Source organism: Microbulbifer aggregans (genome assembly GCF_020524005.1).
Lineage (GTDB): Bacteria > Pseudomonadota > Gammaproteobacteria > Pseudomonadales > Cellvibrionaceae > Microbulbifer > Microbulbifer aggregans_A.
In genome coordinates this window covers 1-18526 of record NZ_JAIVKK010000010.1, presented here as the reverse complement: position 1 = coordinate 18526, position 18526 = coordinate 1, and the positions used below count along the sequence as shown (strand labels likewise).

Below are 18526 nucleotides of genomic sequence, written 5' to 3'. Positions count from 1 at the left end.
CTTACTAGCGAACCGGATCATAGCTTTCCAGATGGAGTGACCATGAAAAGATTCTCAAGAGGCCTAAACGTATGCGTCATTGCCTTGCTGTCAGCCTTCGCGCTGGGTGCATGTGGCAAAAAAACGGAAACTCACGATCCCGACATAGCCCCCACTGCCGTGGAGCCAGCCAGCCCCGTTACCGAACATTCGCCCGGCGACAGCCCGAATTCGGAAGGACAACTGATCTGCAATGCCACCTGGTTTGAATGGGTCAACAAACAGATACTGAGTATTCATAGCGAAGACGTCACCAACCAGTATCCCTCCGGACTTCCGGCGGTGGGCAGTGACGAATGGTTCACCGCAGTGGATAAGCTCACCGGCGGCGACGGCGCCCACGGGCCGGATGGCGGTAGCGATGAGTGGTGCTTCATGATCCAGCAACGCCTCTCGTCCGCCAGCTCGGCCCCCGACTCCGACCAAGAGTAAGACCAAGAGTGAATTGCACCAACAACCCAGATCTGAGACATTCAACGACACGGTGATCAGATGAAAAAACTCAGCACGACACTGGCCGGAATCGCCCTGGGGATTCTGACAATCGCGCAACCGCTACTTGCCGATGAAAAACCACCGCCCGGCGCTATGGCGCTCTCGGTGGTGCTCACCAAGCTGGAGCAACAGGGTTTTACGCCGATCATTGATGTATCCCTGGACAAGGAGCGCTGGGAGATTGAAGCGTTCAAGGAAGGGGAAAAATACGAACTCGTTGTCGACCCTAATAGTGGCGAGATCCTGGAATCAAGGAAAGATAGCGAGTGAGCTCACTCGCGGCTACAAACTATCCGCACGTGAACGCGCGCCACGGTCGGCCCCGGACTAGCAGACTTTATGCATACACTGATCGAGCAATTGCAGGACCTCCTGGGACCCAGGGACATACTCACCGACCCTGAGCGCACTGAGCACTACCGCAAGGGGTTTCGCTCCGGTGAAGGCGATGCAATAGCGGTACTTTTCCCGCGTCGGCTGGTGGACCTGTGGCGCTCGCTGCAATGCTGTGTGGATGCAGGAGCCATTATTATCCTGCAGGCGGCCAACACCGGACTCACCGAGGGCTCCACGCCCAGTGGCCACGATTATGATCGCCCGGTGGTGATCATCAGCACCCTGAAAATGGACGGCATCCACCTGCTGGAAGAAGGCCAGCAAGTGGTTGCCCTCCCCGGCGCCACCCTGCACAAGCTGCAAAAATTACTGACTCCCATCGGGCGCGCGCCTCACTCAGAGATAGGCTCTTCCTGTATCGGCGCCTCGATTGTGGGCGGCATCGCCAATAACTCCGGCGGCGCCCTGTGCCAGCGGGGGCCTGCGTATACCGAACTGGCGATGTACGCGCAGGTCAATGCAGACGGCAAGCTGGAACTGGTCAATCACCTCGGCATCGACCTCGGCAAAACGCCGGAGGAAATGCTACACAATCTCGAGCAAGGCAAGTTCCAGGCGATCAGCGCGCTGCCGCGATCCGCGACCGATACCACCCCACGCATGGCCTCAGACCGGGAATACCTGCAGCGGATTCGCGAAGTGAATGCCGACTCACCTTCCCGCTTTAATGGCGATGCACGGCGGCTGTTCGAAACCAGTGGCTGCGCTGGAAAGGTGGCGGTATTTGCCGTGCGCCTGGACACCTTCCCTACACCCCGGAAAACCCAGACGTTCTATATCGGCAGCAATGATCCCGCGGTATTTGCCCGCCTGCGGCGCGGCCTTTTATCGGAATTACCGACGCTTCCGGTACTCGGGGAGTACCTGCACCGGGATATGTTTGATCTCGCCGCACAGTACGGCAAAGACAACTTCTACGTGATTGAAAAACTCGGCACGGAAAAAATGCCACAGTTTTTCAGCAGTAAGGGAAGAGTCGATGCCTGGCTGGAAAAGCGCCGTTTCCTGCCCGCGTTTTTGACCGATCGGGTGCTACAGGCTTTCAGCAAACTGTTGCCAAATCACCTCCCGGACAGAATGCTCGATTACCGCAAGGCCTATGAGCACCATCTGATTCTTAAAGTGGCGGACGACGGCATCGAGCCCACAAAGCAGTGGCTAAAAGCTTTTTTCAGCAGCGGGGAAAATAGCGGGGATTATTTTGAATGCACGGAGCAGGAAGCGGCCAAAGCCATGCTGCACCGCTTCGTTTCTGCCGGAGCGGCGATCCGCTACCAGAATGTGCATCACCGGGAAGTGGGCGAGCTGCTCGCGCTGGACATCGCCCTGCGCCGCAACGACCTCGACTGGGAAGAACAGTTACCACCGGAGATCGACAGCCAGATAGAACACCGGCTGTACTACGGGCACTTCCTGTGCAATGTATTCCACCAGGATTACATCCTGAAAAAAGGCGCTGATGCCAAGGCGGTCAAAAATGCCATGCTGGCGCTGCTCGACCAGCGCGGTGCGCGCTACCCGGCCGAGCACAATGTTGGGCACCTGTACCAGGCATCAGAGGCACAGCGGCAATTCTTTGAGCAACTGGATCCCACCAATACCTTTAACCCGGGTATCGGCAAAACCGACAAAACCCGGCGCTGCTGCAGCTGTGGCTGACGTCCCTTTCCGACTGCCAGTTACAGGCTGATCGCGACCTCGCTGGCACCCGGCTTCAGGGTAAAGCTTTCGGTTTTGCCATCGCGCGTCAGATTGACGGTATTGACCTGGTCGCGCTCGATCTCCATCAGCATGGACTGGCGCACCTGCAGTTTCTTACCCTTCACTTCCGCCAGGGGCAGCTCCTGGTAAACCCACACATCGTGCACATCGGACTCCACCCCCACCCACTTGGGCTTCAGGACCTTGCCGTCTTCGGTGCGGATCTGGAAGCGCTCATTCACATAGGCTTCCATCGGCTCCTGTGCATCCTTGATTTCCTTACTGGCACTCAGTGACAGTGCGCGCTCCATGTCAGCGACAAAAAATCGGTGGGAGATTTCCACAGACTGGGTGCGCTCATTCACCGCCAACTCGGTGATACCAAAGTGATAGCGGTGCGCCTGGGCGTGCGCCGCCAGCAGGAAAGTGGCCAGTGCAATAACACTGAAACTGAAAAAACGTGCGAATGGTTTATGCATGGCAGAAAACCTCTGATTCCCGCGGTCAATCCCGGCATGGCTTCCGGGCAACGGGTTTACGAATAGGAAAGTGTAAGGAAAAAGCGGGGTGGCCAGAACGGCCACCCCGGGAGATCAGGCTTCAGGTCAGTCTTCTTTCAGCTCGACTTCCCAGTCCTTCATCAGGTTGCGAGACTTCTCGTCTTTGAACAGCTCCAGACGGGACTTGATGATACGGCGCGGGAAGAAGTTGTTCTCCACGTCCACATCGGCCGTCTCCCAGTGAGGATCCAGCACGACAGACTTCAGCACCTTGTCTTTGCCGCGTACCAGCATCTTGGAGGTCTTCTGGGCGTTGCGCGTCCAGATTTCTGCCGGGATACGCAGCTCTTCGCTGCTGCCGTCTTCGTAATCGAGCTGCAGGATCAGCGGCATAACCAGGCCACCGATATTGCTGAAGTCCAGCACGTACACGTTGCTCTCGACCTTGAGCAGGTCTTTTTCCCAGTCTTCCAAGCCTTCCAGCATACCGGTGTAGCTGTTGCGATCGGCATTGGATACGTCGAACTCATCGTGCTCGTTGTAGAAGTCAGACAGTTCCGGCTTGGCGTCCACAATGCGGTTCAGCTTGTTGGCGCGATTGATACGCTTGGTGACCGTCTCCGGCTCCTGCTCGAATTTCTCACGTTTCAGCGGATTTTCGACATCCGGATTCTTGGTGCCCACGTTGTAGTGGCGCACCTGGTCCAGGCTGATATCCACGTGGTCGGTGGTGTAGAACCAGCCGCGCCAGAACCAGTCCAGGTCCATACCGGAGGCATCTTCCATGGTACGGAAGAAATCGGCCGGCATCGGACGCTTGAACTTCCAGCGCTCGGCGTATTCACGGAACGCGAAGTCGAACAGCTCGCGGCCCATGATGGACTCACGCAGGATGTTCAGCGCAGTAGCCGGCTTGCCGTAGGCGTTGTTACCGAACTGCAGGATGGATTCCGAGTTGGTCATGATCGGAACCTGGTTCTCGCTCTTCATGTACTCGACTATCTTGCGCGCATCGCCGCGGCGGGACGGGTACTTCTCTTCCCACTCCTGCTCGGCGAGGAACTGAACGTAGGTATTGAGGCCCTCGTCCATCCAGGTCCACTGGCGCTCGTCGGAGTTGATGATCATCGGGTAGTAGTTGTGACCTACCTCGTGAATGATGACCGAGATGAGGCCGTACTTGGTGCGACGGGAGTAAGTACGCTTACTGCGGTCTTCCTCGTCGATTTCCGGGCGCGGGCCATTGAAGGTGATCATCGGGTATTCCATACCGCCGACCGGGCCATTCACGGAAATGGAGGTGGGGTACGGGTAATCGAAGCTGTAGCGGTTATACACATCCATGGTGTGGATGATGGACTCGGTGGAGTACTTGTCCCACAGCGGCGTACCCTCTTCCGGGTAGTAAGACATCGCCATGGTGTCGGTGCCGCCTTTCTTGTAGCCCTGTGCGTCCCACAGGAACTTGCGCGAGGATGCCCAGGCGAAGTCACGCACGTTATCGGCTTCGAAGACCCAGGTCTTGCGCTTCTTACTGCGGCTCTTCTCGTTTTCCAGCGCTTCATCTTTGGTGATGATCATCACCGGCTTTTTCGCGGTGCGGGCCTTCTTAAGACGCGCGCGCTGCTCGCGGGTCAGTACGTCTTCCGGGTTTTGCAGCACACCGGTAGAGGCAACCACATGGTCTGCCGGCACTTCAATGGCTACGCGGTAGTTACCAAACTCCAGGGCGAACTCACCGCGGCCCAGGAACTGCTTGTTCTGCCAGCCGCTGACGTCGTTGTACGCCGCCATGCGCGGGAACCACTGGGCGATTTCATACAGGTAGTTGCCATCGCGCTCGAAGAACTCGTAGCCGGAACGGCCACCCAGCGCCTTCTGCTCGATCACGTTGTAAGCCCAGTCCACGCGGAAGCTGACCTTGGCACCCGGCTTCAGCGGCTGCGGCAGGTCGATGCGCATACCGGTGTCCACAATGGTGTGGCGCAGTTTGCGGCCGTTGGCGTCCGCCACTTTGGTGATCTTATAGCCGCCGTCAAACTCGGAGGAAACCACTTCGCGACGGAAGCTGCCGAAGGGAATGGTGTCCGGGGCGATGGATTCCACATCCACCGGTGCCGCCAGGTTGCCGGAAGAATTCGGCTTGAAACGGTTCTGGTCCAGCTGCAGCCACAGGTAGCGCAGGGTGTCCGGGGAATTGTTGATATAGGTAATGGTTTCAGACGCGGTGATGCGCTGCTTTTCGTCGTCCAGGGAGACCTTGATGTCGTAGTCCGCCTGCTGCTGCCAGTAAGCGTGACCCGGTGCACCGGAGGCTGCACGATAGGTATTGGGCGTGGGCAACAGTTCTTCCAGCTGGCGGAACTTGTCACCGGTTACGTTGAGCGGGTCAGCCGCGATTGCCGCGGTGCTGCCAGCAAATCCGAGCAGTACCGTACCCAGGCGACGGCAGAGGGTTTTTAGAGTCATAGTGGACGCCATTCTCATCGAAAATGATAAATAGCGCGCCATTCTAGCAGCCTTTACGTGACCGGCCATTCCGCAGCGTCACAGTCAACGTGCCAAAGACTCCTTCTGTCGTATCGATAACCTGCCACGGCCGACTTTCATCAAACCGCAAAACAATGCTTGGATCCGGCCCCCCCCCAGCCTACCAATGGTCTGATAAAGGCAATTTGGGGAATACCATGCAGTTTGCCGGCGCTCATCGGCTGCGGCTTCTAGCCGTCGTGATCATCTCACTCGCCCTGCTCGGCCTGGGATCAGGCCTGGCCACCCGCGCCGCTGCCCAGCAACCGGGGCCCTTTACCGCCAATGACTTCCAGTTCTCCGGGCCCGGGCAGACCCAGATCCCGCCACACCTTTACGGCCCCGACCTGGATGGCAACACGCCCTCGGAGGTGGCCCTCAGTGCCGGCCTGGTGCGAACCCGCCTGCAGCGCCTGGGATTCCACACCTTCGGCAGTATCACCTTCCGCAATGGCTACTGGAACGTAGTCGCCTTCCACGGCAATAAAAAACGCCAGCTTACGGTACACCCGGAAACTGGCGTTATTCGTTCAGACAAGCCCTATTGCAACAATCGCTGCAACCAGTACCAGCTCAGCGAAGAGTTCTGAACCCTTCTCCTTCTGCAGCAATCGCCACCAGCAGTTCACTGAAGGCACTATTGGCCCTCATGGCCGCAGACTCTTCCATGGTGTGATAGCCGGTGGTGGGAATCTGTAATGTAGTGCCCTGCACATAGCCATTGGAGGCCGCCACGATTCGCCCGAGCTCGGTACTGCCCAGTGATTGCGGTTCCTGTCCCTGCGCCAGGGCGATGCTGTTCTGCTCGTCGATATAGGCATCCTTGAAGCTGTATACGATGTCGTGCTTCAGGCAGAGCTTCTCCAGCCCGGTAGTGGTTGCCCGGTGGAACTCGGCGTTGGCATCCCGGCGCCGCAGTACCACCTGCTGCATATCCGCTGCACGGCGATCCGGATAGGGGCTTGTATCTACCACGATCAGCTTTTCCGTACCCCCATTGAAGCGACGGAACCACTCCAGCAGATAGCGCCAGCTACTGCCGGACTCTTCCTGCGCAGTGAAAAAAGCCGTGCCCTCAAACCCGAGTGAGAACAGGTGCACCAGGTGGGCCGCGGTCAGCACATTGTCGAGCTGGGCGGTGAGAATGCCATCGGTGACGCGCAGCCGATCGGTAAATGCCACCGGCGTCCCCGCTACCAGATGCTCGAGTCCGGTCACCTCAAAGATCAGGTTGTTGCGGTACTCACAGACATAAGCGCGCCGGATTACGCCGGAACCGAAGTAGGAGCCGGACCAGGGCTCATAAGCCGTAACCGGCACGCCCTTGAAGCGGTCGACGATTTTCGTCATCAGCTTTTCGGAAACGGAGTTTCCCAGGAGGTCCGAGCGGCGCCCGGAAACAAACGCCGCGTACTGAAATTCGTTGGGACCGGTACAGATCAGGCCATGACGATCAATATGCGCGGAAAACATCGCGCTGTGGGGACGGCTGCCCTGCGCCACCAGCAGGCCTTCGTACCAGGTCACCTTCGCGCCGCGCTCTTCCAGCTCCCGCTGCAGGACCCGGAGAAACGAGTGCTCGGCGCCGACAACACTGGGACTGCGCACCAGTAACTTGAGCAAATCGATAAACTGATCGGCCTGCTGCATGGGCCTGTCGCCTCCACAAAAATGTAGGTAATGGGCCGCGAGTATATCCAGCAATCCTTCGCTGCGGCGACAGTTATTTACAGCGTTTTAACCCCGCGATTTCCACCGACGTTCAACCGGCAAAATGCTGCTGCAGGAAGGCTTCGACACGGTCTGCAGTCGGGGTAAACCAGGGTTCAAACAGCCAGAACGCGTGGGGGGTATCCGGGTGGGTCAGCACTTCCGCGGCCACTCCGGCCTGATGCAGCTTTGCCCGGTAGTCATCCCGCCCGGCGTGAAAGCGCGGCTGGCTGCTGTTGACGAATAGTGTGGGCACCAGGCTAGTCCCCACCGCATCATCCGCACTCGAGCTTTCCACATAAACCAGGGGCGATGCCTGTCGCCAGAGCTCCGGCACTTCTTCATAAGTGCCGCCGAACCAGCCACCCGCCGCCGAAGGCTTCTTGCGCGGATCATTCTCATACTTCAGCGCCAATGGTGCGGTAAAGCTGACCACTCCATCCAGGTTGATGATTGCCCTAACCGCTTCATCGTCAGTATTTCCAGCGCCGCCGAAGATTTCCGCTCCCGGAGTTACGCCAACCAGGTTCGCCAGCTGGCCACCCGCGGAAGCGCCAAGTATGGCGAGGTTACCCGGATCAAAACCGTAATCCCCTGCCCGCTCCCGCAACCAGCGCAGGGCTGCTTTGATATCCACAACCGCGGCGGGATAGCGTGCTTCCAGTGAAAGGCGATATTCCACCGTGGCGGTCACGAAGCCGCGGTTGGCAAGGTAAATGGCCATGGGTTCCTGCAACGTGCGATTACCGGAGCGCCAGCCGCCACCGTGCACCAGCAGTACCGCCCCACGCGCTTTTATTCCCCGCGCAGGACGAAACAGGTCCAGGTGCAGCTGGCGCTCACCCAGCTGTCGGTAGACGAGGTCACGCTCAACCGCGACACCTACCGCCGGCGCAACGCGGGCGATTTCGATCTGCGGGAAGTCTTTGCGATATTTGGTGAACGCCTTGTCCAGGGTGAAAGAGTCATCCACCGGATATGGCTGCGCCGATGACAGGGCCTGGGCCGACGAAGCGAGAACCAGCGCCTTAATAAATAAAGCCAGACATATCGCGCCCCGACCGATTCCTGCACTCCGCATTTTTCTCACTCCCTGCTTGTTTACGGCCCGGTGGCAGCCCCCTGAGCCGAGTATTGTTTGGTTGAAGCCGGTAGCGACTTACCCACAAGCCGCCGAAAAGGCAGACCAAAATAGTGGAAAAAGATAAATTTGGACTGACCAATAATGGCTGATGCGATGCTAACACAAAACAATGCGCAAACTGGCGCGCCAAAAATACCTTCCCCGACCTCACTGTCGCCCGTTCGTTGCTAGGCTGATTTCGCGCAGCGTGTCTTCATGAATGAACTGGCGGATTGCCTATGACCCTCGCCGACCGTCGCCTGCTGCTGGAGCTTGGCGCCGTTCTGATCATAAAACTCATAATTATTGTCCTGCTCAAGATCGTCTTCTTCAGCCCCGATCCTGAAAAAGCCGAGCCGGTACCTTCACGCCTGCTACATACCGAAGCGGCAACTCCACCCCACGATCACCGCAATAAGGAGCGTTAAGTGATTGATGAAGCTGTTGTCGATTTATCCCGGCTGCAATTCGCGCTGACAGCCCTCTACCACTTTTTGTTTGTGCCACTGACCCTGGGGCTGTCGTTTATCCTCGCGATCATGGAATCCTGCTATGTGATGTCCGGCAAAACCATCTACCGCGACATGACCAAGTTCTGGGGCAAGCTGTTCGGGATCAACTTTGCGCTCGGTGTCACCACCGGCATCACCATGGAATTCCAGTTCGGGACTAACTGGAGTTATTACTCACACTACGTGGGGGATATCTTCGGGGTGCCGCTGGCCATTGAAGGGCTGATGGCCTTTTTCCTCGAGTCCACATTTATCGGCCTGTTCTTTTTTGGCTGGGATCGCATGAGTAAAGTACAGCACCTGATCTGTACCTGGCTGGTGGCCATCGGCTCCAACCTCTCGGCGCTGTGGATCCTCATCGCCAACGGCTGGATGCAGTACCCCATTGGGGCCGAGTTCAATTACGAAAGCATGCGTATGGAGCTGGCAAGCTTCAGCGATGTGCTGTTCAACCCGGTCGCGCAGGTCAAGTTCGTCCACACCGTGGCCGCGGGCTACGTGACCGGGGCAATGTTCGTACTCAGTGTCTCGTCTTACTACCTGCTGAAAAAGCGCGACATACCTTTCGCGCGGCGCTCGTTTGCCATCGCCGCCAGTTTCGGGCTTGCCTCCATTCTGTCGGTGATCGTACTCGGGGATGAAAGCGGTTATACCGTGGGCGATGTGCAAAAAGTAAAACTCGCCGCGGTAGAGGCGGAGTGGGAAACCCAGAAGCCGCCCGCCGGATTCACCCTGTTCGCCTTCCCCGACCAGGAAGAAAAGCGCAATCATTTCGAAGTAAAAATTCCCTGGATGCTGGGGCTGATTGCCACCCGCTCGCTGGACGAAGAAGTGGTCGGCTTTGACCGCATTATCCCGGACAACGAAAAACGCATCCGCCGCGGCATAGAAGCGTACGCCCTGCTGGAAAAACTGCGCGCTGGCGATACCAGTCAGGAAACCAAAAATGCCTTCGCCGATATGCAGTTTGATCTTGGCTACGGCCTGCTGTTGAAGCGCTATACGGAAAATATTACCGACGCGACCGACGAGCAGATCAAGCTCGCCGCAGAGCATTCCATTCCCAGAGTGGCGCCGCTGTTCTGGACCTTCCGAATCATGGTGGCGGCCGGCTTTATCATGCTGTTTGTGTTCCTCGCCGCATTTATCCAGTCCGCCCGCCACCGCAGTGCCGGCAGCCGCGCGATTCTGTATGCCAGCCTGTGGGCCCTGCCCTTACCCTGGATTGCTGCGGAGTGTGGTTGGATCGTCGCCGAATACGGGCGCCAGCCCTGGTCCATCGCGGAAGTCCTGCCCACCTACATGTCGGCGTCATCCATCAGCCGCGGCGAAGTGATTGGCAGCCTGACCGCGATTATCGCTTTTTACACGGCGCTGGCCGTCGCCGAGGTGTACCTGATGCTGCGCTTCACACGCCTGGGCCCATCGAGCCTTGGCACCGGCAAATACCACTTCGAACTGATCGGCAAACCCGAACCCCAGGCTTAGAAACAGGAGCAGGAGAGGATTTCCAGCATGGACTACGAAACACTCAAACTGATCTGGTGGATATTAATTGGTGTGCTGCTGATCGGCTTTGCGATAACCGACGGCTTTGATATGGGCGTGGGCATGCTGCTTCGGATCATCGGCAAAACCGATATGGACCGCCGGGTAATGATCAATACCGTCGGCCCGCACTGGGAGGGTAACCAGGTCTGGTTTATCACTGCTGGCGGGGCCATTTTCGCGGCTTGGCCGATGGTATACGCAGCGGCTTTTTCCGGGCTCTACAGCGCACTGATTCTTACCCTGTGCGCACTGTTTTTCCGTCCGGTGGGTTTTGATTACCGCTCGAAAATCGACGACCCGCGCTGGCGCAACATGTGGGACTGGGGACTGACCATCGGTGGCTTCGTGCCTGCACTGATTTTTGGTGTGGCCTTCGGAAATCTCATGCTGGGCCTGCCATTCGAGCTGGATCCCATGCTGCGCCCCAGTTACCACGGATCTTTTTTCGGACTGCTGCACCCTTTCGCACTGATTTGCGGGCTGCTGTCCGTGGCCATGCTGGCCATGCAGGGCGGCGCATGGCTGCAACTGAAAACCCACGGACTGCTGCTGATACGCGCGCAGTCTATTACGCAGATCACTGCCGGTGCCGTCATCATTTTGTTTGTACTGGCCGGTATCTGGCTGTTGCTCGGTATCGACGGTATGCACATTGTGGATACCAAACCGGTGGGCGACAAAATTCATCCATTGATGAAAACCGTGGCCTACGGCAATCGCGGCTGGCAGGCCAACTACCTGCAATACCCGCTGTTGTGGGCCATCCCGGTACTGGGCATTGTGACAGCGGCGATCACTCTGCTATTGAGCCGAGCGGAAAGTGTACTGGCGTTTCTGTCCAGCTCACTGTGTGTTGCCTGCGTCATCCTCACCGCTGGCGTGGCACTGTTCCCGTTTGTCATGCCCTCTTCCCGTGACCCGAATATGAGCCTGACCATGTGGGATGCCACCTCGAGCCAGCTGACCCTGGGACTGATGTTCGCCGCGGCAGTGATCTTTGTTCCGATCATCCTGCTGTACACGGCCTGGTGCTACCGCAAGATGTTTGGCCGGGTGACGAAGGAATACATCGAAGAAAACTCACACAGCAGCTATTGAGGAGGCGTTGTCATGTGGTATTTCACCTGGATTCTCGGCGTATTACTGGCGTGCTCCTTTGCCATCGTCAACGCGTTGTGGCTGGAGGTTACGGAAGATATGGACCGGCGGGAAACGGAATTCGAAGACTGAAAATACACATATGAGTGAAATGGATCCGGCAACACCACAATCTCCGGCACACACAACAATTGGGGAGCCCATGACGGGTCTTAGAGTCACAACCTTCGCCTTGTCCCTGATCACGGCGCTGGGCGTCACTTTCTGGCCGGTTCTGCTATACCGCAATGGGCAAGCGCCCAGCCATGGCCAGACCAGCCTGCTACTGATCGGACTTTGTATCGGCGTGATTTATGGGTCCGGCATTCTCAGCAAGGCACCGCGTGCCTGGCAGCTTGCCTGTGCGGTGGCGGCGTGGGCCTCGCTACTGGGAATTGGCTGGCTGGCGCTGCCAACCCGGTGACAGCGCCACAACCAAATGAAAGCCTTCAGGGCAGCTTGCTTGCGCCCTGCTGCTGGGAATGGTGGGAATGTTCCAGCTCGCCACTACCTTGTGTGGATTCTTCAATCGGCGCACGGCGCAGCACCATAAAGCCCGCAATACCGGCGATCAGCGACGCCAACAACACCCCTGCTTTCGCCTGAATCAGCATTTCATGGCTACCGGCAAATGCCAGCTCGGAGATGAAGATCGACATCGTAAACCCGATCCCCCCCAGCAGGGCTACACCGATAATGTGATGGAAGGTTCCCGAGCTCGGCAGTTCTCCCCAGCCCAGTTTCCAGCCAACCCAGGTGGCACCGGTAATACCGATCAACTTGCCGAATACCAGGCCACAAATAACACCGAGGGTAAGCGGGTTAAATACCGCTTCCGTACTGGTAAAACTGTCCACGGGAATGCCCGCATTGGCCAGCGCGAAAATCGGCACCACAATGAAGGCCACCGGCGTGTGCAAACGGGTCTCCATGCGCTGCAGGGGGGACTGCACCAAGTGAATACCGTTATCCAGAGCGGAAACCCGCGCGCGCAGGGCATCGTTGGCAATGATTTTGTCCCCGGGACGGAAACAGCGGTCAAAGCTGCGGATGATGTCTTTGACAAAGGTACTGAATGCCACCGGATCATATTTGGGCCGCGCGGGGATAGCCATGGCGGTAATCACACCGGCCAGAGTGGCGTGCACCCCGGTTTTGTACAGTGCATACCAGAGCAAAACGCCCACAAAGAGATAGGCCGGGGCACGGCGCACCCCGGCGCCGTTCAGCAACCACAGCAAAACCACCAGGCCAATGGCTGCTGCCAGCGCCGTCATATTCACGCTCTCGGTATACCAGATGGCGATCACCAGGATTGCACCCAGGTCATCCACAATCGCCAACGCTACCAGGAAAGTGACCACTGCACGGGGCACCCGGTTGCCGAGAATCGCGATACAGCCCACAGCAAAAGCAATATCTGTGGCCATGGGAATGCCCCAGCCGCGCTCTGAAGGGCTTCCGACGTTCATCCCCGCAAAGATCAACGCCGGTACGACCATACCGCCTATGGCCGCCATAACCGGCAGTACGGCATGCTTCAATTCCGATAATTCGCCAACCAGAAATTCCCGCTTGAGCTCAAGCCCCACCAGCAGAAAGAAGATGGCCATCAGGCCGTCGTTGATCCAGTGGTGGAAACTCATCGACAGAGACCAGTCACCAAAGTGGTAGCCGGCCGGCAGGTGCAGGATATGTTTGTACGCTTCCTGCCAGGGGGAGTTGGCGATCACCAGTGCAACAACCGCGCACAGCATCAATAACAGGCCACTGGTGCTCTGGCGGTGGATAAACTCCTCAAAAGGCGTTACCAACCGGTCAAGCGCATTTTCCAGTGGTGCCTGGAATACCTCTCCTTTGCGAATCTGGAATTTGCTCAAAACATTTTTGGCCATCGAGTGCCGACTCCTTCTTGTCCTTAAATCTTGAATGCCCAAACGCCAGAATCTTTCCGGCGCTTCTCAGAGCGAGGAACAGAAGTTAGCATGGCAGCCGCTTCCACCTCCAACCTGATAGAACTATAGTGCCGTTCATGACCCGTCTGGATCTCTTATTGGTACAGCGCCAACTGGCCAATTCCCGTACCCACGCCAAAAAGCTTGTCGACGCCGGGCGCGTGCTGCTTGCGGATGGCCACAACTGGCGGCCAGCGCAGAAGGCCAGCCAGTCACTACCAGAAGACACCCAGATCCGGGTGGAACCATTGCCGGAAGACCGCTATGTCTCCCGCGCCGGCCTGAAACTGGCCGGGATCCTGGATCACACCAATCTCGACCCCACCGGCTGGCACGCGCTGGATGTGGGCTGCTCCACTGGCGGCTTCAGTGACTGTCTGCTGCAGCGTGGCGCGGAATCGGTTGTCGGTGTGGACGTAGGGCGTGACCAGCTGGCCGACAAATTGCGCCAGGATCCCCGCATGCACCTGTTCGAGGGGGTAAACGCCCGCCATCTGACCGTCGACGATATCGCCCCGTTTGGTGACGATGGCTTTGATGCAATCGTTATGGATGTGTCGTTCATCTCCCAGACGCTGATACTCCCCCAGCTACCCCCGCTACTGAAAAACGGCGGCCACCTGCTGAGCCTGGTCAAACCCCAGTTTGAAGTGGGCCCGGAGAATATCGGCAAGGGCGGACTGGTTCGCAACGAGCAACTGTACGTTGACGTACAGGAGACCATTTCGGAACTGTGCGCACAGCTCGGTCTGACGGTACACCACTATATCGACAGCCCGATCAAGGGCGGTGACGGCAACCGGGAATTTTTGCTGTGGGCACAGAAAAGCGCCTGATCAGGGCAGGATTTCTTCCAGCTTGGCCTTGAAGCCGGATTTGGCCACCTCGGTGGGGGAAGAACGGCGGCTGGGGCGAGGAACCAGGTTGCCCTGGCAAGTGGGACAAACTTGCCGGAATTGCTCTGCACAAGCCGGACAAAAGGTGTTCTCGTAAGAGCAGATAAAAGCTTGGCCCGCGAGACTAAGCGGTGCACTACAACATTCACAGGCTGCTTTCATTTTCAGCATGGAAATTTCCTGACTGTTTCCGATTCGAACTGATAACAGAACACGCAACGGCAACAGGCAGTTGATGTATCAACCGCCACCCGATACCAGCAGTGGCGGCCATACAACCAGGTTTGGCGCGCTATTCCGCGTCCACCTGCTTGTCCGTACGCGCAGCCATGATGAAATCATTCTTGTGTAGGCCGCCCGCTTCGTGGCTCCACCAGGTCACCGTTACCTTGCCCCACTCGGTGAGCAGTGCCGGGTGATGGCCGACCTCTTCGGCAATCTCACCCACACGGTTGGTAAACGCCAGTGCCTGCTTGAAGTTGCGGAACTTGAAAACCCGCTCCAACTGCATGACGCCTTCCCGGACGACCGGGGTCCAATCCGGAATTTCCCGGACCAGTTCCGCCAACTCTTCATCACTGACCAGAGGTGCATCTGCACGGCAGGCTTCACACGCCTGTGCTGCTAGTTCTGTCATACCCAGACTCCTTATACCTATTTAGAATTTTGGAATCGTGGCACTCGACCACAAATTCGCGTTTTGCCACTTTAACCAGCCCCCTAATGTGAAACAAGGCGACCTGTATCACACAAAATAAAAGCCGGACATTGTGAGAACTACAAGTCAAGTGTGCTAATTTTTGCCCTGATAACCGAAAAAATCAGAGCATTATCATGAAACACTTAGTGGCCGTATTGTGTACCGCAATCCTCGCCAGCGGATGCGAACAAAAAACCGACACACCATCGAACCAGACGCTGACAACCAGCTCCGCCGTCAGCGAAAAAAGTGCCACGGAAAAAAGTGGCGCGAAAGATTCTGTTGCGCAGCCCCAGCCATCCGTCGATCAAAAAGCGTTCTACCAACTGAGTGACCAGATGATCGAGCGCATGTGGCAACTGTTCCCCACCTGGGCGATCAGCAATGGCTACTATGCGGTGGCCGACAAACTCGAAATTCCGAACGTCGACTTTCGGCGCAAGGCGCTGGTGTTTGCCCGCGGCTACCTCAATGACTTCGCCAAGTACGACTCGCAAAAGCTGGACGCCAATGCCCGTTCAGATCTCGCCCTGATCCAGAGTTTCCTCAATAAAACCATCTGGGACCTGACCGAATTCAAATCTCACGAATGGAATCCCGCCGACTACAACGTCTCCCACGGCTTTGCCCTGATTCTGAACACAGAATATGCGCCGCTGGATGTGCGTCTACGCACGTTCAGCGAACGCCTGAAGTCGGTACCGGCCTATTACGCAGCCGCGCAACAGACGCTCCACAACCCCGCCTCACCGCAATTGGTACTGGCAATCCAGCAAAACGAAGGCGCCAAATCCATATTCGGAGATGACCTGAAGAAAAAAGTTGCCGAGAGCGGACTGACCCAGGCGGAGAAAGAAAGCTTCGACCAGCGAATCAACGCCGCTCAGACTGCCATTGAAGACTTTATCACCTATCTGCAAACCACCCATGCCAGCCTGGAGCAAAGCGGGGATTTCCGTAACTTCCGTATCGGCAACAAACTCTACGAGCAAAAGTTCAAATACGACATCCAGATCGGTATGACCGGCGAGGCCCTGTACCAGCTCGCCCTGAAGGAAAAAGATCGCCTGCACAAAAAGATGGCTGAACTCGCCGACGAACTCTGGCCCGAATATTTCAACAACGAACAGCCCCCAAATGACCCTCTGGATAAAATTTCCCGGGTTCTCGAAAAGCTCTCCCTACAGCATGCCACCAAGGAAGCCTTCAAGGCCGACGTGGAAAAGCAGATCCCGGAACTGGCCGCGTTCGTTACCGAACACGACCTGCTCACTCTGGATCCGGAAAAACCTCTGGTCGTACGTACCACACCACCGTACATGCGTGGCTTCTCAGTGGCATCGATCAACGCACCGGGCCCTTATGACAAGGGAGCGAATACCTATTACAACGTCATGCCGATCGAAAACATGGACGACGCGGCAGCAGAAAGCTTTCTGCGCGAGTACAACACCTATCTCATGCAGATTCTCAATATCCACGAGGCTATCCCCGGCCACTACACCCAGCTGGTCTACGCCAACAAGTCCCCCAGCCTGATCAAGAATATCCTCGGGAATGGTGCCATGATCGAGGGCTGGGCGGTGTACAGCGAGCGCATGATGCTGGAAGCCGGCTACGGCGATTTCAAGCCGGAGCTATGGATGATGTATTACAAGTGGAATCTGCGCACCGTAGTAAACACCATTCTCGACTACTCCATCCAGGTGAAGGACATGTCGGAACAGGAAGCCCTGGACCTGATGATGAAGCAGGCCTTCCAGCAGCGGGCTGAAGCCATGGGCAAGTGGCGCCGCGCCACCCTGAGTCAGGTACAGCTCACCAGCTACTTTGCCGGCTATATGGCCATCATGAAACTGCGTGACGAAATGAAGGTGCGCCTGGGTGACAAATTCAATCTCAAGCAGTTCCACGAAAAATTCCTGAGCTATGGCAACGCGCCGGTACCAGTGATTCGTGAGCTGATGTTGAGCGAGCTCAAAGAAAAATAGCACTCATCGGCAAACTTTATAAGTTTTCTCGCAGTTGGAGAGCTTCGGTTAGTTTAATACTGAAGCTCTCCGGTTTCAGGGGAGATAAGCAACAGATTTATGTTCCGGAAAAATCACGGAACACAAACAAGGCGATTGCTATTCACGAAATATGTACAGGCCTTCCTGCTCCCAACTACTGTGATCTTATTGTTATCCTTATGCACCTTGATAACGTCACCGACATTTCTATGTACAGGTGTGCGGTTACCATTTTCATCAATCACGACAATTTGTTTCATTCTTCCTTTTTGAATACGAATGATAACGACCCAGCCATCACCATTCTCCGCTCTGTGGTGCTGAGTGAAGACACAATTTTCCAGATCTGGTGGTATTTCAAAAATATCTGGCCCGTTACGTTCCCCACCTGGCACCCCACCCCCTGGAGGATGACCATTTCCACCATCAGCTTCATCTATGATCACATTGTCACAGGGAATAACTTTACCCTTTTTAAGCGGTATCCCAACTGGTGGCTGACCTCCACCCGGAGGTGGTTCACCACCAGGGGGCTGCTCTCCGCCCGGAGAATCTTGATCCCCAGGTGGAGGACGAACAACCGTACCGCCCCCCTCTCGAGAGGCAGAATAGAAAATCGGCCCCCTCGGCGTATCGACTGCACCTATATTGAAAAAGAGGTCTTCAACCCCACTATTAATCGCCTTTAACTGCTCTCTACTAATCTTAGGTATCTGAACTTTATTGGCGAGATCACCACCACCAAAGTCTTTTTCAAAATCATGCTCTTCGTTAACCGCCATATAAAAGCCCTTTCCAAAAAGACAAAAATGGTAAAAAACAAACTCTTTACCACTGTTTTACTTTGACAACAAAACCAGCTTAGACCAAATACCGAAATCACTAGAAAACTTTAAAACCATAAAGAATAAAAAAAAACCATCTGATAACAACAATGAATTTACAAAATCCAACTTTAATCTGAAGTATCAAATCAATGCGCTCCGAAATCACAATAAGTAGAAACGCACTGGAACTTTCGTAGCTTTCATGGTTTTCATACAACGGCGAGTAAAAGTGTAGTGGCACACTCAATTTGGCCACCTGACTTTGAGTGGTATTGTCACGCTCAACGAGATCAGGTGAATTAATGACCAAGTCAACAAAGAAGTGATTTGACCCCGAGTTCAGGCTCGAGGCAGCCCAACTGGTAGTCGACCAGAACTACACCGTGAAAGAGGCTTGCGAAGCCATGGGAGTCAGTAAATCCACGATGGAGTCGTGGATTCGG

General features: G+C 56.3%; 19 protein-coding genes and 1 pseudogene. 12 read left to right on the top strand and 8 right to left on the bottom strand.

Annotation, left to right across the window (positions count from 1 at the left end):
• Positions 1–42: 42 nt before the first annotated feature.
• The 3 genes from LC093_RS16535 to dld all read left to right on the top strand — a co-directional run bounded on the left by LC093_RS16535 (position 43) and on the right by dld (position 2589).
• A complete protein-coding gene (locus LC093_RS16535; protein ID WP_226667515.1) occupies positions 43–471 on the top strand; it encodes a hypothetical protein in 429 nt (142 codons plus the stop codon).
• 60 nt (positions 472–531) lie between these two features.
• Positions 532–804 (top strand): PepSY domain-containing protein, encoded by a 273-nt coding sequence (locus LC093_RS16530; protein WP_226667509.1) that lies wholly within the window; start codon positions 532–534, stop codon positions 802–804.
• 69 nt (positions 805–873) lie between these two features.
• Entirely contained in the window at positions 874–2589 is a 1716-nt protein-coding gene (gene dld / locus LC093_RS16525; protein ID WP_226667504.1) for a D-lactate dehydrogenase, read from the top strand.
• A 20-nt stretch (positions 2590–2609) separates the two neighbouring features.
• On the opposite strand, the gene LC093_RS16520 is transcribed toward dld, so the two are convergent.
• Positions 2610–3110 (bottom strand): DUF6702 family protein, encoded by a 501-nt coding sequence (locus tag LC093_RS16520; RefSeq protein ID WP_226667500.1) that lies wholly within the window; start codon positions 3108–3110, stop codon positions 2610–2612.
• 126 nt (positions 3111–3236) lie between these two features.
• On the bottom strand, positions 3237–5600 hold the full coding sequence (locus tag LC093_RS16515; protein WP_226667495.1) for a M1 family metallopeptidase: 2364 nt from the start codon (positions 5598–5600) through the stop codon (positions 3237–3239).
• A 218-nt stretch (positions 5601–5818) separates the two neighbouring features.
• Between LC093_RS16515 and LC093_RS16510 the strand changes: the two genes are divergently transcribed.
• Positions 5819–6250, top strand: coding sequence for a hypothetical protein (locus LC093_RS16510; protein ID WP_226667494.1), 432 nt, complete (start codon positions 5819–5821; stop codon positions 6248–6250).
• Here LC093_RS16510 and LC093_RS16505 read toward each other — a convergent pair.
• Both LC093_RS16505 and LC093_RS16500 read right to left on the bottom strand, forming a co-directional pair.
• Entirely contained in the window at positions 6234–7310 is a 1077-nt protein-coding gene (locus LC093_RS16505) for a peptidase M42 (RefSeq protein ID WP_226667490.1), read from the bottom strand. The two genes, LC093_RS16510 and LC093_RS16505, sit on opposite strands and share 17 nt — an antisense overlap.
• Positions 7311–7422: 112 nt before the next feature.
• A complete protein-coding gene (locus tag LC093_RS16500; protein ID WP_226667487.1) occupies positions 7423–8451 on the bottom strand; it encodes an alpha/beta hydrolase in 1029 nt (342 codons plus the stop codon).
• Positions 8452–8732: 281 nt separating this feature from the next.
• On the opposite strand from LC093_RS16500, the gene LC093_RS16495 reads away from it, so the two are divergent.
• The 5 genes from LC093_RS16495 (at position 8733) to LC093_RS16475 (ending at position 12117) form a co-directional block, all read left to right on the top strand.
• Entirely contained in the window at positions 8733–8921 is a 189-nt protein-coding gene (locus tag LC093_RS16495; protein WP_226667485.1) for a hypothetical protein, read from the top strand.
• Positions 8922–10493 carry a cytochrome ubiquinol oxidase subunit I gene (locus tag LC093_RS16490; RefSeq protein WP_226667482.1) on the top strand — a complete coding sequence of 524 codons (1572 nt, stop codon included), beginning with the start codon at positions 8922–8924 and terminating at the stop codon, positions 10491–10493.
• A gap of 27 nt (positions 10494–10520) precedes the next feature.
• Entirely contained in the window at positions 10521–11654 is a 1134-nt protein-coding gene (gene cydB, locus LC093_RS16485; RefSeq protein ID WP_226667480.1) for a cytochrome d ubiquinol oxidase subunit II, read from the top strand.
• Between the two features lie 12 nt (positions 11655–11666).
• Positions 11667–11786: a cytochrome bd-I oxidase subunit CydX gene (gene cydX / locus LC093_RS16480; protein ID WP_226667478.1), complete on the top strand. Its 120-nt coding sequence runs from the start codon at positions 11667–11669 to the stop codon at positions 11784–11786.
• Positions 11787–11856: 70 nt separating this feature from the next.
• Positions 11857–12117, top strand: coding sequence for a cyd operon YbgE family protein (locus LC093_RS16475; protein ID WP_226667476.1), 261 nt, complete (start codon positions 11857–11859; stop codon positions 12115–12117).
• Positions 12118–12142: 25 nt separating this feature from the next.
• Here the strand turns inward: LC093_RS16475 and nhaA are convergent, their stop codons facing one another.
• Positions 12143–13588: a Na+/H+ antiporter NhaA gene (nhaA, locus tag LC093_RS16470; RefSeq protein ID WP_226667473.1), complete on the bottom strand. Its 1446-nt coding sequence runs from the start codon at positions 13586–13588 to the stop codon at positions 12143–12145.
• Between the two features lie 137 nt (positions 13589–13725).
• Between nhaA and LC093_RS16465 the strand changes: the two genes are divergently transcribed.
• Entirely contained in the window at positions 13726–14484 is a 759-nt protein-coding gene (locus LC093_RS16465) for a TlyA family RNA methyltransferase (RefSeq protein WP_226667471.1), read from the top strand.
• On the opposite strand, the gene LC093_RS16460 is transcribed toward LC093_RS16465, so the two are convergent.
• Positions 14485–14715 (bottom strand): DUF1272 domain-containing protein, encoded by a 231-nt coding sequence (locus tag LC093_RS16460; RefSeq protein WP_226667468.1) that lies wholly within the window; start codon positions 14713–14715, stop codon positions 14485–14487.
• A 121-nt stretch (positions 14716–14836) separates the two neighbouring features.
• A complete protein-coding gene (locus LC093_RS16455; RefSeq protein ID WP_226667466.1) occupies positions 14837–15181 on the bottom strand; it encodes a 4a-hydroxytetrahydrobiopterin dehydratase in 345 nt (114 codons plus the stop codon).
• Positions 15182–15378: 197 nt separating this feature from the next.
• Here LC093_RS16455 and LC093_RS16450 point away from each other — a divergent pair, with 197 nt between their 5' ends.
• The gene (locus LC093_RS16450) at positions 15379–17235 is read left to right on the top strand and encodes a DUF885 domain-containing protein (RefSeq protein WP_226667463.1); all 1857 of its coding nucleotides are present in this window, start codon (positions 15379–15381) and stop codon (positions 17233–17235) included.
• A 113-nt stretch (positions 17236–17348) separates the two neighbouring features.
• On the opposite strand, the gene LC093_RS16445 is transcribed toward LC093_RS16450, so the two are convergent.
• On the bottom strand, positions 17349–18038 hold the full coding sequence (locus tag LC093_RS16445; protein ID WP_226667462.1) for a hypothetical protein: 690 nt from the start codon (positions 18036–18038) through the stop codon (positions 17349–17351).
• A gap of 347 nt (positions 18039–18385) precedes the next feature.
• Here LC093_RS16445 and LC093_RS16440 point away from each other — a divergent pair.
• Positions 18386–18526 (top strand): annotated as a pseudogene (locus LC093_RS16440) (transposase); the annotation flags it as partial.

What these genes read in the sequence shown, in the direction of transcription:
- LC093_RS16520 (WP_226667500.1), bottom strand. Translation starts at nt 3,110, where the DNA reads ATGCATAAACCATTCGCACGTTTTTTCAGTTTCAGTGTTATTGCACTG.
- cydB (WP_226667480.1), top strand. Translation starts at nt 10,521, where the DNA reads ATGGACTACGAAACACTCAAACTGATCTGGTGGATATTAATTGGTGTG.
- LC093_RS16495 (WP_226667485.1), top strand. Translation starts at nt 8,733, where the DNA reads ATGACCCTCGCCGACCGTCGCCTGCTGCTGGAGCTTGGCGCCGTTCTG.
- LC093_RS16460 (WP_226667468.1), bottom strand. Translation starts at nt 14,715, where the DNA reads ATGCTGAAAATGAAAGCAGCCTGTGAATGTTGTAGTGCACCGCTTAGT.
- nhaA (WP_226667473.1), bottom strand. Translation starts at nt 13,588, where the DNA reads ATGGCCAAAAATGTTTTGAGCAAATTCCAGATTCGCAAAGGAGAGGTA.
- LC093_RS16455 (WP_226667466.1), bottom strand. Translation starts at nt 15,181, where the DNA reads ATGACAGAACTAGCAGCACAGGCGTGTGAAGCCTGCCGTGCAGATGCA.
- LC093_RS16515 (WP_226667495.1), bottom strand. Translation starts at nt 5,600, where the DNA reads ATGACTCTAAAAACCCTCTGCCGTCGCCTGGGTACGGTACTGCTCGGA.
- LC093_RS16445 (WP_226667462.1), bottom strand. Translation starts at nt 18,038, where the DNA reads ATGGCGGTTAACGAAGAGCATGATTTTGAAAAAGACTTTGGTGGTGGT.
- LC093_RS16505 (WP_226667490.1), bottom strand. Translation starts at nt 7,310, where the DNA reads ATGCAGCAGGCCGATCAGTTTATCGATTTGCTCAAGTTACTGGTGCGC.
- LC093_RS16500 (WP_226667487.1), bottom strand. Translation starts at nt 8,451, where the DNA reads ATGCGGAGTGCAGGAATCGGTCGGGGCGCGATATGTCTGGCTTTATTT.
- LC093_RS16510 (WP_226667494.1), top strand. Translation starts at nt 5,819, where the DNA reads ATGCAGTTTGCCGGCGCTCATCGGCTGCGGCTTCTAGCCGTCGTGATC.
- LC093_RS16530 (WP_226667509.1), top strand. Translation starts at nt 532, where the DNA reads ATGAAAAAACTCAGCACGACACTGGCCGGAATCGCCCTGGGGATTCTG.
- LC093_RS16465 (WP_226667471.1), top strand. Translation starts at nt 13,726, where the DNA reads ATGACCCGTCTGGATCTCTTATTGGTACAGCGCCAACTGGCCAATTCC.
- LC093_RS16475 (WP_226667476.1), top strand. Translation starts at nt 11,857, where the DNA reads ATGACGGGTCTTAGAGTCACAACCTTCGCCTTGTCCCTGATCACGGCG.
- LC093_RS16535 (WP_226667515.1), top strand. Translation starts at nt 43, where the DNA reads ATGAAAAGATTCTCAAGAGGCCTAAACGTATGCGTCATTGCCTTGCTG.
- dld (WP_226667504.1), top strand. Translation starts at nt 874, where the DNA reads ATGCATACACTGATCGAGCAATTGCAGGACCTCCTGGGACCCAGGGAC.
- LC093_RS16450 (WP_226667463.1), top strand. Translation starts at nt 15,379, where the DNA reads ATGAAACACTTAGTGGCCGTATTGTGTACCGCAATCCTCGCCAGCGGA.
- cydX (WP_226667478.1), top strand. Translation starts at nt 11,667, where the DNA reads ATGTGGTATTTCACCTGGATTCTCGGCGTATTACTGGCGTGCTCCTTT.